Origin of the sequence: Anaeromusa sp., from assembly GCF_028691475.1 — a bacterium.
Classification (GTDB): domain Bacteria; phylum Bacillota; class Negativicutes; order Anaeromusales; family Anaeromusaceae; genus Anaeromusa.
In genome coordinates this window covers 1-15,973 of sequence record NZ_JAQUZF010000058.1, presented here as the reverse complement: position 1 = coordinate 15,973, position 15,973 = coordinate 1, and the positions used below count along the sequence as shown (strand labels likewise).

Genomic DNA, 15,973 nt, shown 5'->3' with positions numbered 1-15,973 from the left:
TTTTGAGCGAATGCGTAACCGCATCCTCTATCTTGCGGTTACTAAAAATAGATAGCAGCGAGAATTTGCATCCTCGCTGCCAACATTACTTTATGCTTTTACCCCAACCATTGACATAGAACCACAAATAGAAGCCGATCAATGGTGCTGAGGTACAACACCTTGATCGGCTTCTATGTTATTTTGTCAAATTGACATGCACTATAGAAATAAAATTCTTCCCTATCTCAGCAACTTTTACACAAGCAGGGAGGAGTTTACTGTTATCATCAAATGCTCATTCTTTGTCTTCTAAATTAACACTATTTCTTATAGCCGCATCCCATGCCTTATTAGAATATTCACTATCGATAAAATGCAGATAGGATGCATATCCCCGAAAAGCTTTACCCGATAAATCGTTGTTTTCAAAATGCAGCCTTCGCGCGGTAACAGTAGCATGAATCATCGCTCTTATCCGTTTCTTAATATCCCGCGGGATTTTCACCCCGTCATTCACAGTAAGTCCAGTCACTTGTTGACGCATATTTCTACGACACACTCGCACCTTGTTTTCAGCTACTACGAATCCCTCGTCATAAATTATATGTTTTATAAGAGGCAGCAACCTAACAATATCACTAAACCCACTGACCGTGATATCATCTGCATAACGGGTATATTCTGCAAAATTGCGGATTATTAAACCCTGGATTCGCTTATCCATATGCTGGCAAATTCTGTTTGCTAATGCAGGGCTTGTCGGAGCTCCTTGTGGTAACACACCGTTATAAGTGCATAATCTGGTTAGAAAACGTGCGCTTTGGGTATTGTAGCCAATCTTTTTAAATATACCGTAAACTCGACAAGCGGAAATGGATTGAAAAAAATCTTTTATGTCCACTTTAATAATTAAATCCTGGTTAGCATGAGGGGCAGCATTTGTCAAAATTGAATGTTCTTTACGAAATCCGTGACAGCAATCAAGATATTTAAACTTAGATAAAACGTTCTCATTGATTGCCCGTTGCACAGACAACAAAAGTCCTTGAGGAGCAGAAATAACTCTAAAACCTTCATGACGCTTTGGAATTGTATAGACTTTGTACCATTGGTTCCATGTCTTCCATGTTGAATATAACCATCCAAGTTTTGAAGCCGCTACACCGATATCAGCACTTAATTCACTAATTACTGCCGATGTGCAATCATCATAGCCGTCTATATCATCAGAATTGTCATCAGAATTGTCATCAAACGAGCCATCATCCCAGGAATCATCTGTCCACGAGTTTTCTTTTTCCGCATTCAATACTATACGGTCTATATCTTCTTGGTAGTAGACCCAAATGTCAGCCTCGTCCATATAATCTTCCATGAGCGAATAGCGTTTAGGTTTCTTCATACAGCACCTCAGTCTGATGTGCGACACAAGATTACATTCATCCCAATACGCCCTCGCAACGTCGGTAGACGGTGTCCCAGGCAATGTCCTGACAAGTGATCCATCGCGGCGAAACACCGCAATATATTAGCTAAACATTTGCGCCGCACATCTTGTCCTAAGTATATTTCACTTCATATTAACTGTCAATTGAAGGAAGTTTTACTAATATAACTAACTCTACGCTTCAATTTCACTAGCCTCTTCAAACACTTTGCGTACAATCTCTTTCGTAGTGCCGCCTTCAAAGGCTTTACGCTTTCCTACAAAGTACGTTGGAACGTAATAGTAATCATATTGCTTGGCAATTTCGGGCGTTTTCTCTTCATCAATGATTTCTACTTTAATCTCTAATTTGTTTGCTATCCTCTTTATAAAAAAGAATAAGAGAAGCCCTTGGTGACAGGCTCCTCCGAGAATAACGATTATTAAGTTAATATTATTATATAATATAAGACCCGAAAAATCAAGTTATTGGCATCTACAGAAAGTATTTTATCCCATTTCGCCAGCAACTCTTTCTTATTCTGTAGTTTCCCTGCCCTCTATGCGTCGCAAAAAATTTCTCACAAGCTTAAGATACTCTTGGGGCTTTTCCAGGTGATGCTCGTGCGATGCGTCTTCTATGACCACCATTTCAGAACCAGGCAAGGCCTGCTGATAAATCGCGGTAGTCTTTGGAGTCGCCTCATCATAACGACCACAAGTAAACAGAACAGGAACCTTAATTTCTTTTAACCGGTTTACTAATTCGGTATTTTTAAGACTTCCTGTCATGGTAAACTCACTCGGCCCGCACATACTCAGGTAAACAGGAACACCCATTTTCTCAATAGTCCGGTTCATGGCTTCAGGCCAAGGATTAAGGCGACAAACATGCTTACTATAAAACACGCGCATCGCCTCTTGATAAGCTTGGTGAGTCAAACTCTTTCATCGCTTCAGCCTGCCGGACAACCGTCTGAATCTCTTCCGGCAACCCTGTAAGATAATTCTGTTGATCTGCCAGCCAACGGCTGGCGCTAAAAAAGGGGCCTGACAAAATCAAGCTGCATACATGCTGCGGCTTCTCACGCAACATGTATTCTCCTGCCAAAAGAGTTCCCCAAGATTGTCCCATAAGATGAATCTTAGTAAGCCCGAGCCCTTCCTGCACCTTGAGCAGCTCATCAATAAAGCGACCATTATTCCACAAAGCAAGGTCATCGGGCCGTTCCGAATTACCGCAGCCAAGCTGATCGTAAAAAATAACAGGCCGTTCATCCGCCAAGCCTTCTAACGGCTCCAGATAATCATGCGGCGCTCCGGGACCGCCATGCAGAGTTACCAGCGGAATACCTGGCCGGTCATTGCCTACAATGCGATACCATGCTTTTCCTCCAGGCACCGTAAGAAACCCTTCTTTTATGGAGCTCACAGCAAACCCTCCTCTTCGCATTTATTCTTCTTTCTCTTCCCTGTCCGCTTCTTCTCCTAACGCCCGGTCACGCAAAACCCGCTTTAAAATCTTGCCGGTCTGATTCTTTGGCAGCACATCCAGCACGACAAAGTCTTTGGGAACTTTATACGCCGCCAGAGCTGCCTGCAAATAGTCGCGCAGCTCTTTTTTGTTAAAAACATATCCTTCCGCAAAAACAAGATACGCCCGGGCCGCCTGACCGCGCAGTTCATCCGGCACGCCGATAACGGCAGCCTCTATAACACCGGGATACTTATATAATAATTCTTCAATCTCCCGCGGATAGATGTTTTCGCCGCTGACAATAATCATATCTTTGAGGCGATCAACAATGTAAATGTAGCCTTCCGCATCAAGATACGCCAAGTCGCCCGTGTGCAGCCAACCTTGGCGCAAGGCTCTCGCCGTCTCCTGCGGCAGATTATAGTACCCCAGCATGACATTAGGGCCTTGGACCAAGAGTTCCCCTACCGTCCCAGGCGGCACGATCCCTTTGCCGCCGTCTATTTTCACTGTCACCGCTGGAAGAGGCCGCCCGATGGAGCAGGGCTTTACTCGGCCTGGCGGGTTCAAGCTCACCACCGGCGAAGCCTCGGACAAGCCGTACCCTTCTAAAATTTCTTGGCCAAATTTTTCTTGAAACCGCTTGGCTATTTTTTCCGGCAACGGCGCGCCGCCGGATATGCAGGCGCGCAGGCTCGCCAAATCCGGCTCTTCTCCTGTGCGCAACAACACATTGTACATCGTAGGCACCGCATAAATGACCGTAACCTGGTACTCACGGATGGCCGCCAGCGTCTCTTTAGGCGCAAAAGCGTCTAAAATAGTAATCGCCGCGCCGCCCAACAAGGTCGTCAGCACAGAGCAGGTCCAGGCAAAGCAGTGATACATGGGCAGCACGCAAAGTACGCGGTCTTCCGGGACCATCGGCAGCACCTGCCGATAGGAATGCGCATTGCTAATTAGATTCCGATGGCTCAGCACCGCCCCTTTGGGTTTCCCCGTGGTACCCGAGGTATAAATAATGGCACAGGGCCGCTGCTCATTTTCCGGACTGTCCTCCAACACCGGCGCCGCCGGATCGTTCGCCAGCGCTACAGCCTCTTTAAATTTCGAAAACACCAAGCGTGTTACAGGTAAATCCATATCCCGTTCCGTCACCAGGTGCTTTACCTGGGCATCTTGCAAAATATACGCTGCCTCTTGTTCCGTTAATTGAAAGTTCAGAGGCACTACGACCGCCCCTAAACTAACAATAGCCAGATAGCTGTACACAAATTCCACACAGTTTTTAGAAAAAAGGCCTACATTTTCACTCGCCCGAACGCCCTGGGCGTAAAAAAAGTTGCGATAGGCTGCAACATTGCTTTGCAATTGCCTGTACGTAACCGCTTCATCGCGGGCCCCCAGAAAAGCAAAATCCTCTTGTTTTCCCTGAAATATCAAATGATGCACTAGCATGGCAATCACTCTCTTCTTCTTCAAACTTTACGTTCGTATCAAAATATGAGTATACCATACTTTGCAGCCACCGTCTCAGGACAGTTCTTTATTCAATTCCGCCTTGGAAGCTAATACATGCCGGCCATGTACCAGCACATACACGCCCCAGACGGCGATAACGAAAAAGCTCAGCATCCAATACATGTGCCCTAAGCCAAAGGAAGAAACCAGCGTCCCCAAAAGATACGCCCCCGCAGCCAGGCCCAAGTCTAAAAAGGTAAAATACGTTGCCGTCACCACGCTGGCGCGTTCGGGCCGCGATTTTTGCACCGCAATGGTTTGTACTGTCGGCACAAGAACGCCGTAACCGGCGCCAATCAAGGCCGCCGCCCCCAACATGCCCACCATGGAAGGCATAGCGCCCAAAAGAATCATGCCAGCCGCTAAAAGTGCAAACGCCGGATACAATACTACATTAGGGCCATGTAAATCCATAATGCGCCCGGTGAAAACCCGCACCATGACAGCACAAAACGCCAGGACCACAAAAAACCAGTCTGTCAGCTCCGCCAAGCCTTGCTCTTTAGCATACACCGCCGCAAAGGTCAGCACGCCTGCATACGCGATCGACACAAGCAAAATCACGCTGCACACAGGGATAGCCTGCCATTCCAACAGTTTCTTCGGTGAAAAAGTAAGCTCTTGTGCAAAGGCGACTTGTGTTTTCTCCCGAATCGGTAACAACAAGGCCCAACCGAGCAACGTTGAGAGACCGCAAAAAAGAAAAATCGCCTGAAAGCCAAAAAGAGCTTCTAATTTCAAACCCACAAAGGGTCCAATAGCGGAACCGGCCGTTACTACCGTAGTCAAGTATGCGATGCCCTCCCCTTTACGGCTGTCCGGCACAAAACGACTGCCCATGGACATAATGGCCGTATTGGCAATAGCAAAACAAGCTCCGCCAAAAAAGCGCACTGACAGCACCCACAGCGGCTGCGCCGCCACTAAAAACAACAGATGCGAGAGAAAGAAAAGCAAGGAGCTGCCCAGCAGCACCTTGCGATGTCCAAAGCGACTTTCCAAGCCCGCCGTCTGCGTACGAAACAAGACCGACGCCAGTAAAAACAAGGCATTGCTTAAGCCGGCCATTTCCACGCTCTGCCCCAATTCTTCCAATACATACAAGGGCATAATCGGTAAATACAGCGAATATGGCACAAAAACAAACAACATCCCCAGAATTGTCAATATATAGCGTTTGGTCCACAATGATTCCGAATTACTCTTGCTCATGCGTTGCCACCTCATTTTCCTTCCATTGGTCCGCGTTCTGCTGCAAACGCTGCAGCGCCTGTAAAAGCGCCTGCAGCTCCTCAGCCGTAAAATCAGCCAGCACTGCCTGGCGATGCCTGCCTGTACATTCCATCCAGCAAGCATATGCCTGTTTTGCCTTAGCCGCCAAGGCGACCTTGCGTTCCCGGCGGTCCAAGCCTTCTTTGCGCACCACAAGGCCTTTCGCTTCCAACTTGGCGACGCTCTTAGAAATCGCCGCCGCCTCTAAATGCATATACTCAGCCAACGCTTTTTGCGTCAACTCGCCCCACTTGTCCAGCGACGTCAGCACCGCCCATTCCGAGGCGGAAATCCCATAAGGCGCCAACACTTGGTTGACGCCTTTGTCAATGCCGCGTACCGCTTGGTGTAACCCGTGAAAAATCCCGTGCAAATCCATCGACACCCTCCTGTTTTACGGTTTTAAAAATACTTAACCGGTTAACTATTTTTTGTTAGTGTACTCCTTTGTCTCCTCGCCTGTCAAGGAAATTGCCCTTTCTTTACCTAATTCAGCAAGAAATTACCAGAAAAACGGCTACGCAGTCTTAGGCATAGAATGTCTTGAATGCAAAATAGGGCTCCTAATGGAGCCCCTTATAACAACATAACTTTTCGTATACCCTTTTTAAGTCGTTTAATGATTCTCCAGTTCCGCCTCTGCCAGACGATGCTGCATTGGAACTTTTTCTTTGTCCGCTTTCGGCTTATAGTCTAAAATATAAAAATTCTCCACAATAAAGCAGTACAACAAACAGCCCATCGCCAACAGCGCCGCACTGACAATAATTTCCCAGATCGACGGAAAATACAAGCTTTTCCCTTCCATGACCATTGCGGTAATCGCCGTGTTCAGGCGGTTCATGATGACCCCTAGGCTAGTTAGCACGCCGTAAGTCAGAAGACCGCTTTTTGTCCGCCCCCAAAGGGTAAAAAGAATGCCCAAGGGCACGCAAAGACACAGCCCCATTTCGAAGAAGAAAAACCAGCTCTGCAAATTCCCCTTGAATACCAGCGGCCACAAGCCCCGCACCGTAAAATCATGCACCTTCAGCAAAAGGTACAAGAACATCATCACGCCGCCAATATAGGCTAAGCCGCGCAAAACATGGAGCGGCACAGGATGACGAAACACGCGGCCAGACAAAATGGATTCCACGCATACCATCGCCGGGCCCACAAAAAAAGACGACAGCAGAAAGTAAGCAGGCAGCCATTCGGACCACCACAAAGGATACACCTTGTGCACGGCGATCAAGAAAAGCGCTCCTAAAGACGATTGGTGCAGCGTAGGCAGTACAACACCAATAATCATCAGCACCGGAATCATCTTTTTAAAATACAGATGCCATTTCCGGCCGATACGTTCTGTAACAACCTCGCCGAATTCCAGAAATTGAATGCTTGTATAAATGGACACACACCAAAAGACTTCAAACAATACCGACGCGTGGCCCCAGGAAACAAAGGGCCGCCAGAAATTAAACCATTGGCCGATATCCAAAAAGAGGCCAGCCATAACCAACAGATAGCCTAAAAGAGAAGTCAACATGGCCCCCCGGGCCACGGGATAGTAACGATCCTGATGCAAAATATGCACAATCAGCGCCGTCGAATAACCGCCTCCAGCCAAAGCAACGCCGGTGAGAACGTCAAAAGCGATCCAAAGCCCCCATGGCCATTCATCGCTTAGATTCGTCACCGCGCCCATACCGGTAACCAGCCGAAAGACAATGACAATAATTCCAAGCAGCGCCACCGCCGTCAGGAAGTACCGTGCAGGCGTTACTGTAAAATTCCAGCCAAACAAGTTAACTTTCATCTTCTTCGCCGCCTTCCTTGTCTTCGTCTTTCAGACGCCGCCGACGCCGCGTATACCAGGACATGCCTGCCAAAAAGCCGCCCCAGCCTACAGCCAGCCATGGAGTCTGCGACAAAAATCCCTGTGTATACGCAGGCAAGCTTTTTTCGCCCAGCTTTTCCGGAAAACCAAGCTGCGCAAAAGATACATCCGAAAGATATAGCCAAGAAGTACCGCCGATTTCCTTTTCGCCATATACCTGGGGCACATAAGAACCATTTTGCAAGCGACGATGCGCCTCAGCCAACAACTCTGAGCGCTCTCCATATAAGAGAGCCTGTGTCGGACAAGCGCCGGTACAAGCAGGCGCCTCTCCCGCAGCTAGCTTAGACGAACAAAACTGGCACTTAGCCACCAACGGAATTTGCTTGCCCCACTCATATTTGGGCACTTCAAAAGGACAGGCCACCATACAATACCGGCAGCCTACGCACAACTCCGGATGATAGATGACCGCGCCGCTCTCATCCCGCTGCAACGCTTTAGAAAAGCAGGCCGACACGCACGCCGGTTCCAGGCAATGCATACACTGCTTTTTCACATACCGCCGCTGACTCCCGTTTACCTGGCGTTTCTCCAAAATCGTCCAATTGCGCTCGTTTAGCTGCGCCTTGGAACCGCTGTGGGGAACCTGCTCGTCGTAAACCAGGCCGTTCCACAGCTTGCATGCCACAGTACAGGCTCCGCAGCCAATACAGCGCGTCACATCTACCAATACGCTTTTCGGCATCATATCCTCCTTTCCGGCTGCGCCTTAGCAGCAAATGCCTGATGTCGATCTTGAAACGAGGTATGCAGCAACGCTTCCGCTTTTTCGCCGCAGGGCTCGCCTAAAAATGTCTCATATACGTTCCGGGCTTCCCGGCTTTCATGACTGGAACGCAGATCCTGCCGATCCTGCGCCCGCATGGCGGCGATGCGCGCCTGTCGCCCTTCTTCGGTAGGCGGCAATTGGCTCAACGGCTGACCGCCGCCCCCAACACAGCCTCCGGGACAAGCCATCACCTCAATAAAGTCCCAGCTTCCTTGACCGCTTTGCAGCGCTTCCATCATGACCCGCGCTTGCCCCAGGCCTTGCGCCGCAGCGAGACGGAGCGTCCTTCCATGCGGCAGAGCCAGCTTCGCTTCCCGCAGTCCTTTCAAATCCTCTCGCTGACGCCATTGCAGCGCTTCTGGAGGCAAATCTTCCCCTGCTCCCTGCCGCCAGAGGCTGCGCGCCACCGCTTCACTTACGCCGCCCCGAGCGCCAAAAATGCGGCCGCCGCCGCTGGCGACGCCAAAAGGCTCGTCAAATTCACGCGGCGCTAACGAGGGTACTGTTACACCTTGTCGCTGAAACAAAGCCGCCGCTTCCCGCACGGTCAGCACGGCGTCTACCGCCTGCAAGCCGGAGGCTTCTTTTTGGCGCAAGCATTCAAACTTTTTCGCAGTACAAGGCATTACCGCTACAGAAAAAATATCCTTGGGCCGCAAGCCATAGTTTTTTCCATGCTCGGATTTCAGCAACGTTCCCAGTATTTGCTGCGGCGATTTAACGGTAGACAATCGAGGCAGCCATTGAGGGTAAAAATACTCGCAAAACTTCACCCATGCCGGACAGCAGGAGGTAAACTGAGGCAGCGCTCCTTTTTCCCAACGATGCAAAAACTCCGCCGCCTCTTCCCACACCGTCACATCGGCGGCAAAGGCCGTGTCAAACACAGCCGTCGCGCCGCCTTGCCGCCACGCCGCCACATGCTGCTGCGCCGTAATACTCCCCGGGGCAAGTCCAAAGGCTTCGCCAAGGGACACGCGCGTCGCCGGCGCCAATTGAATCACAGTTTGCCGGCTTTTATCCGCCAGCGCCTCTTGAACGCGCTTTGTATCATCCTTTTCCCGGATAGCGCCAGTCGGACAGTAAAGGGCGCACTGCCCGCAATGCACGCAAATAGCCGCATCACGCACAGGCAGATCGTATTGACCATATACAGTCTGCACATCCCGGCAGACCTGCAGACATTGGCCGCAAAGAATGCATTTGCGATCATCACGGCACAAGGCCGGATCTTCTTCTTCCAGTGACACACGGCCCCGCAAGGCAGCCAAAGCGGTCGCTGGCTGCCGATACTGCGTCGGCAGCCACCCCCGTCCGCTTACTGCTTCATGACCGCAGCCGGCGCTTCCTAGCGCTCCTGCCGTTACCCCCAGACCACAGAGGCGTAAAAAATTTCGTCTTGAAAATGAAGTGCTATTCTTTGCGCCCATTTTTCTGCCGCTCCCTTGCACAAATTATAGAATGTTTTATATTGTCCGTATTATACTACTTTTAAAACCATTATTCAACTTTATAAAGTGAAAACAATCCCATTGTATACACTTGCATGCAAAGAATACTGTATTATGTCTGCAAAACGATATAAAAAAGAAAGAACTGCCTTTGTTTAGCCAAAGACAATTCTTTCCATACCCTTAGACTTTCCTATGCTTTTATGCTACTCGCTTAGGAATTACTTCCGTTTTGCTTACAGTCCTCTTTTTGCCGGCACTTAGAACAAGAGCCACCGCAAGGCGTCACCAACAGCGTCCGGCAACGAGGACAGCGCAGCCCGGCCTGAGCCGTAAGAGGAAAAGCGCAAGTTGGACATTGCTTCATAGTAATCAGCCTCCATTCTTAGAGCAGCACCGCAGCAACCAATCCGCCTACTACAAAGGCCGCCACCCATGACCCCAGCCAAATCAGCAGACCTTCACGACGACCGCGTTCTTTAAATATCACAAGAATTGACGCAATACAAGGCACAAACAAGGTAATCGTAACTAACGACACCAGCATCTGCTCCGGCGAAATCGCCATATCCGTCAGCCCGGCAGCGCCAAAATCACGCCGGATCATGCCCATGATGAAAATATTCGCCGATTCCCGTGGCAACTTCAATATGCCTACAGTCACAGGCGCCAGCACATCTTGAATGGTCTCCAAAAGGCCGGTCACCTGCAGCGTCGTAATAATCAGCGCCCCCAGCGCAAACAAGGGAGCCGCTTCCTTTAAAAATGCATACGACTTGGTGGCCATCTTTTTTAAGACATTTTCTAAGCGCGGCAGACGAAGAGGCGGCAAATCAATAAGAAGATCGCTGGTTTCTCCCGGCAATACCCGGCTAAGCACCCGCCCGGTCACGCCCAGTACCAGCACCAAAATCCCCACGTACAAGGTCGTATAGTAAGCGCCAATGCCGGACAAGAGCCCCACAATAACGCCCAGCTGCGCCGAACAAGGAATGGCCAGCCCTAAAAGCGCCGTCGCGATGGTCCGTTCCCGTTCCGAGCCCAGCAGCCTTGTCGTAATGGTAGCCATCGTAATACAGCCAAAACCAAGGATCATAGGAATAATTGCCCGCCCGTTAAGACCAATCAAGTTCATCATCCGGTCCACTAAGGTAGCCAAGCGCGGCAAATAACCCGAATCCTCCATAATGGAAAGTATGAAATAAAAAGCCACAACCAGAGGCAGCAAAAGACCCAGTACATAGGTAACGGTCATCGTCATAAGTCCGAATTCGCCGATCAAAAAGGCTCCCATCACCGATTCTTCGGGCACATATCGTCCAACCAGACCTCGCATCATCGGCTCATAGTAACCCTGCATCAAGGTCTCTTCCGTAAAGCCAACCACATCTTGGGCCACGAAAACGCCGATAAAATAGAACATCAAAGAAACAGCCAACAGAAAAAACGGCACCCCTGTCGCCGGTCGCAGCATCCAACGCCCCAAACGCGTGGCAAAATCTACGCCTTGCTGCGTCTCGCTCAAAACATGGCAAACCAGATCGTTCACGCGCTCACGACGGTCACTATAGATAGCCTCACGGCGGTCGCCAGGCGCAATGCCATGCCTCTCCGCTACATGAGGATCTCCTTCGAGCACCAAAAGCGCCTCCGCTTGACTGCCAATGCGATTTAAGGCCTCTTTCAATTCTCGTTGCAGCGGCGCTGGCACACTTCCCGCCCTAGCCTCGTCCAGACGTCCTCGTACCTGTTCTAGGCCCTCTCCCTTGACGGCCACCGTAGAAACGACGGGAACTCCCAGCAGATGCTCCAACAAGTGCGCATCCACCTGAATGCCCTTTTGCGCGGCGTCATCCACCATATTCAGGGCCACCAGCACGGGAATGCCTGTATCAATCACCTGCAGCGTCAAAAACAAATCCCGCTCCAAATGAACCGCATCCACCACATTAACAATTAAATCAGCCGAAAGAATGACATCTCTAGCCACGCGCTCTTCATCATTAAAAGAAGAAATTCCATATACGCCGGGAGTGTCAATTACAACGTCTTCTCCCAGTTTGCCATAGGAAATATCCACCGTCGTACCGGGAAAATTGGACACATCCACATACAAACCGGTCAAATAATTAAAGAATACGGATTTACCCACATTCGGGTTGCCCACTAAAACAATCTTCCTGGCTCCTGACGGCACCACGCCCTCTAACGAAGGGTGTCCCAGCCCACAATGCTTTTGTCCTGAGAGGTTATTTTTCTTTTCGTGGCAGCAGCTCTTGTTATGACAAGACATGTCGGCTGTCTCCTTTTCTAGTTACGCTAAAGCAATTTTAATGTTTTCCGCCAAACGGCGGCCAATGGCAATTTCTTGTTTTCCTTTGGCGAGCACAATAGGTCCTGCCATAATTTTTTCCGCACATTCCACCTCGGCGCCAATAGAAATACCAAAGCGGATGGCTTGCGCTCGTATTTCTTCTTGCGGGATGGCTAAAATTCGTATTTTCTGTCCGCGCTGTACTTGATCTAAGGTCATAGTACCCCTCCATGATCTCGATTATCATTATCACGTCAATACTCAAAAAAAGACAAACAGGCTTTGGCCCAGTTTGCAAAACCATTGAAATTAATTATCATTAATTCCTACTTGTATTATACGAAATAACCCCAAACCCTGTCAATGAAAATAATACTCATTACGCAGCCACCAAGTGCAAAACACAAACAAGCTAAACGCCAGCCAAAGCCGCCTCTTCTGCGGCACTCCCGGCTGCTGCAGCCATTTCAGCGGCTGCAATACGCCGCTATAAATAAGCCCTCCAACAGCTAACCAAGACTGCAGTGAAAATGAAGCATTTATAAGAAGCCAAAGTTGGCTGCCCGTTAAGACAGATGTCGCCAAAACGCCCACCGCTAAAACATTCAGTACGCCCAAATGCATTTCTTCTTGCCACTGCGCGGACAACGCTGTATACAAGAGCGCCCCGCCGCCAAGGGCGCTGCCAAAAAAGCTCAGCCAGATTACCGCAGCAGCGGGAGCTCCAGGCAACGACGCCAGCGCTGCAGCGTGACCTCCCAGCAAAAGCCCCCCTAAAAGCCCCCCTAGCAAGGCCAGCCACCAAGCCATACCCGGCAGCCGCTTCCCAACAAGGCTCGCCAAAAAATAGCAGCCTATCCAAAGACTTTCTTCAGCCGTCGGCCCCGCTTCCCATATAGAATAAACAGCCAGCTCAACGGCAACGCCGCAACCAGCTAAAAAAAGCATAAGCGGCCGAACTAGCCGCGGCTGCTGCCGCCATCGCCCCCACAACGCCCAAGATAAGCCTACCAGCACTTGCCAGGACAACCCAACACTCCAAGCCATGACTTTCCTCCAAAATTCGCACAGTTTCAAGGTTCCACGCGACATTTATTCGCAATTTTGATAAAATAACAGTATACTTGATTATATCATACTAAAAAAGAGTCCCACTCTAAAGGAGGATGCCGTGCATGCACCCCTATCAAGCCAAGATCTGTGATATATCCAGTCTCCAAGCAGGTATGAGCGCGCAGATAGTTTGGGAATTTTCCGCAGATAGTTTGGGAAAAAAACGCTCTATTTTAAAATTCCCTAATTGATTATTTATGCATAAAGACCCTCAAAATGCCGAGAGCAAATTTTCATCTGCTCCCGGCATTTTTACTCTTCCTGCGCAGAAATGTTCGTCTGTGATACTTTAGTAAGAGCAATCGCTTCCCTTATATGGCTCCTACCTTCTTCTAGTGTCATATCGCCAGATAAGACCTTTTGTCTAATTGTATCTATCGCTGCATCACGCTCCGTGGTGTCTATGGTAAGATGCGCAATACATGACGCGTTCTTGTTCTCCATAGTTTTTATATAACCCTCCTTGTTATACACTCCAGTGTTTGTTTTATTAAATTACATCTGCTTTAATACGGTTTAGGGGCTGGTACGCTCCTTGTCATGATTACGTCTATCATATGGAAGTTATTTTGTATTTCTTCCACAGCTTCGCTATGGCTTAACTCTTTATCAGCTACCTTTTGACCAAGTTCCCTCAATATATCATTCAACTTATCCGTTTTTATGATGAAGCCCACTTTCTCTTCTGTCGGCTCATCCTCTTTTAAAACACCACGCTCCGGCAGCATCTTGCCATTATGAGAGAAGTTAGACATATATACACCCGTAATTTTAGCTAGTCTATAAAAAGAATCCCACATCTGCCCAGGATAACAGGAATCTTTATAAGAGCAAGTATAGCAGTTATGAAATAAGACTTCATTGCTGTCTTCATTAAACATAACGATTCGTGTAAACTCTTGAATTCTACGGGCGATACACTGAAAATCCCGTTCAATTAATTTGGCATTATCCAAACGCTTTTGGCTTGGCTGTATTTTAGTTTCGCTAATGCAATTTATTCCTGTGATACGCGTCCATTTTATAAAAACTGCTGCCCAGTCGCCAGTTACGCCATTGCCTTGACAAGAAGAACGGTATTTACACTTTGTGCAAGGGTTATAGGCTGTATTTTGGGCATAGGCATGCCAAAATGATTTTATGTGCCGTCCTATACAGAAAAAGTCTTTATTGCTTAGATTAACGCCCCGTACTGTCGTTAAGTGAGTAATATCCTTTTCCATCATGTCGCTGGTCATTATTTCCGCTCCCGACCAGTCCACGCCTGTAATACGGGATATTTTAAAAAAGGTATCCTCATAGCTGCAATGACACTCTTTATTATAACTGCAATCATAGCAGGCATTCGGGAACTCTTCGCGTTGAACATATTTAAACCGATATTCCTTTAAGTGTTGAGCCACACAAACAAAATCCTTATCCTTTAACTCAACATGCCTTACCAGTACAGGAGCAATCTTAGAAATATGCTTTGGTATCATAGCCCGTTCCTCAGCGTCGCTCCAATTTTTATCATCATGAATGCACATGATTTGGATTTCTCTTGGCATTTTCAAACTCCTTTCAATCTGCTTTTAAAGACCAAAAGAGAACGGCTATGATAGCCTTCTCTTTTGGTCTTTTAGTTTTAGTTAACAGCCATCAAATTACTGATTATCTGGTGCTTTCTTGTAAATATTTAAGCCGATCTTGATTTCTTCCTTACCTGGAATAGACTGATTTCCTTCTGATGAAGCAATGATAATGTTTTTGCCACTGCCACTTTTACCGTAAGCTTGTGACAGATCCACTGTAATTGTTAAAGAATCGCCACTGATTTTCATGTGCATGTTTTTCATTTTGTTACCTCCAGAATTTTTCATTCATCCTGCTTAACCAACGAACCGTCTAGAATCTACTATCTGCTGCAAAGTTTTGCTTTTTAAGTCGGAGTTTAGTTGAATAGCCTTCAATTTGTTCTGCAATCCAGTTTCAGTAAAGCCGCTGGCCTGTAATTCTAAATCTCTCAACTTAGCGGTAATGGTAAGTTTTCCAATGGTTTTGGCTGCATTCACGATGGTGTTGATAGCGATATCTATTTCATCATAAAGTGCATTTACCTTACTTTCCATATCACCCTTGAATATGTTCGTTTCTTCCTTTAGCTGACCGCGCAAAGAACGCATACGGTATCCCGGAGTATCCTTACTGACTAAGCAAGCGTCATTTTGATGATTCTTGGCAACCGTGAATACTTGATATTGCCGCTTTAGTTCAGTCAATTCATTATTTGCTTTTGCCATTTCTTCGATCAGCTTCGTCAGCTCCTGGTCACTATCGGTACTGCCATTAAACTGCTTGGCAATATCAGCCTTTATTTGTGCAGCGGCTATTTGTTTCCCTATTTTTTCCACTTCGGTATTTCCCGAAGCAATAAGTTTTTCAAATTCAATGCTTCGGGAATTAATTTCATCTTGCAGCGCATCAATCTGACCAATAACCCGACTGGGAACGTATAAAGCTTTTTGTTTCTTCAAGGTTTCCAGCGAATCAATGCCTGACTTTATTTCAATTTCAACCTGTAACGGATTATAACCGCCTTCACCGATCTTTTTTTGACTGTTAGTAATTTTCCCTTCCATTTGTACAATTTTACGGTCCGTAAATTGCAAGTGCAAGTTGAACACTTTGGTAAAGTAGAACGGTAGTTTAAATTAAGCAGCATAAATAGAGTCGAGAAAGTCTTCGAAAAGCTCCTCGGGGGTCCTATATCCGAGGCGTTTG

General features: G+C 47.9%; 16 protein-coding genes. All 16 read right to left on the bottom strand.

The window, feature by feature from the left end:
* Positions 1 to 277: 277 nt before the first annotated feature.
* Positions 278 to 1,384: a reverse transcriptase family protein gene (locus PHF27_RS08815; RefSeq protein WP_300068679.1), complete on the bottom strand. Its 1,107-nt coding sequence runs from the start codon at positions 1,382 to 1,384 to the stop codon at positions 278 to 280.
* A 219-nt stretch (positions 1,385 to 1,603) separates the two neighbouring features.
* Complete coding sequence (locus PHF27_RS08810; RefSeq protein ID WP_300068684.1) at positions 1,604 to 1,843, bottom strand: thioredoxin family protein; 240 nt, start codon at positions 1,841 to 1,843, stop codon at positions 1,604 to 1,606.
* A gap of 102 nt (positions 1,844 to 1,945) precedes the next feature.
* A complete protein-coding gene (locus PHF27_RS08805) occupies positions 1,946 to 2,317 on the bottom strand; it encodes a hypothetical protein (RefSeq protein ID WP_300068676.1) in 372 nt (123 codons plus the stop codon).
* Positions 2,307 to 2,840, bottom strand: a complete 534-nt coding sequence (locus tag PHF27_RS08800) for an alpha/beta fold hydrolase (protein WP_300068674.1) — start codon at positions 2,838 to 2,840, stop codon at positions 2,307 to 2,309. The genes PHF27_RS08805 and PHF27_RS08800 overlap by 11 nt, the downstream gene beginning before the upstream one ends.
* Positions 2,841 to 2,861: 21 nt before the next feature.
* Positions 2,862 to 4,367, bottom strand: coding sequence for an AMP-binding protein (locus PHF27_RS08795; RefSeq protein WP_363320053.1), 1,506 nt, complete (start codon positions 4,365 to 4,367; stop codon positions 2,862 to 2,864).
* 51 nt (positions 4,368 to 4,418) lie between these two features.
* Entirely contained in the window at positions 4,419 to 5,618 is a 1,200-nt protein-coding gene (locus PHF27_RS08790; RefSeq protein ID WP_300068673.1) for an MFS transporter, read from the bottom strand.
* On the bottom strand, positions 5,605 to 6,057 hold the full coding sequence (locus PHF27_RS08785) for a MarR family transcriptional regulator (RefSeq protein WP_300068671.1): 453 nt from the start codon (positions 6,055 to 6,057) through the stop codon (positions 5,605 to 5,607). The genes PHF27_RS08790 and PHF27_RS08785 overlap by 14 nt, the downstream gene beginning before the upstream one ends.
* 237 nt (positions 6,058 to 6,294) lie before the next feature.
* Positions 6,295 to 7,479, bottom strand: a complete 1,185-nt coding sequence (gene nrfD / locus PHF27_RS08780) for an NrfD/PsrC family molybdoenzyme membrane anchor subunit (protein ID WP_300068668.1) — start codon at positions 7,477 to 7,479, stop codon at positions 6,295 to 6,297.
* Complete coding sequence (locus PHF27_RS08775; RefSeq protein ID WP_300068665.1) at positions 7,469 to 8,251, bottom strand: 4Fe-4S dicluster domain-containing protein; 783 nt, start codon at positions 8,249 to 8,251, stop codon at positions 7,469 to 7,471. Before PHF27_RS08775 ends, nrfD begins: the two co-directional genes overlap by 11 nt.
* Positions 8,248 to 9,762, bottom strand: coding sequence for a [Fe-Fe] hydrogenase large subunit C-terminal domain-containing protein (locus PHF27_RS08770; protein WP_300068662.1), 1,515 nt, complete (start codon positions 9,760 to 9,762; stop codon positions 8,248 to 8,250). Before PHF27_RS08770 ends, PHF27_RS08775 begins: the two co-directional genes overlap by 4 nt.
* 406 nt (positions 9,763 to 10,168) lie before the next feature.
* The gene (feoB, locus tag PHF27_RS08765) at positions 10,169 to 12,076 is read right to left on the bottom strand and encodes a ferrous iron transport protein B (RefSeq protein WP_300068659.1); all 1,908 of its coding nucleotides are present in this window, start codon (positions 12,074 to 12,076) and stop codon (positions 10,169 to 10,171) included.
* 21 nt (positions 12,077 to 12,097) lie between these two features.
* Complete coding sequence (locus tag PHF27_RS08760) at positions 12,098 to 12,316, bottom strand: ferrous iron transport protein A (RefSeq protein WP_300068656.1); 219 nt, start codon at positions 12,314 to 12,316, stop codon at positions 12,098 to 12,100.
* A gap of 141 nt (positions 12,317 to 12,457) precedes the next feature.
* Positions 12,458 to 13,144 carry a hypothetical protein gene (locus PHF27_RS08755; RefSeq protein ID WP_300068653.1) on the bottom strand — a complete coding sequence of 229 codons (687 nt, stop codon included), beginning with the start codon at positions 13,142 to 13,144 and terminating at the stop codon, positions 12,458 to 12,460.
* A 572-nt stretch (positions 13,145 to 13,716) separates the two neighbouring features.
* Positions 13,717 to 14,760, bottom strand: coding sequence for a hypothetical protein (locus tag PHF27_RS08750; protein ID WP_300068651.1), 1,044 nt, complete (start codon positions 14,758 to 14,760; stop codon positions 13,717 to 13,719).
* Positions 14,761 to 14,856: 96 nt separating this feature from the next.
* Positions 14,857 to 15,048: a hypothetical protein gene (locus tag PHF27_RS08745; protein ID WP_300068648.1), complete on the bottom strand. Its 192-nt coding sequence runs from the start codon at positions 15,046 to 15,048 to the stop codon at positions 14,857 to 14,859.
* Positions 15,049 to 15,081: 33 nt separating this feature from the next.
* Complete coding sequence (locus PHF27_RS08740) at positions 15,082 to 15,861, bottom strand: hypothetical protein (protein ID WP_300068646.1); 780 nt, start codon at positions 15,859 to 15,861, stop codon at positions 15,082 to 15,084.
* Positions 15,862 to 15,973 lie beyond the last annotated feature (112 nt).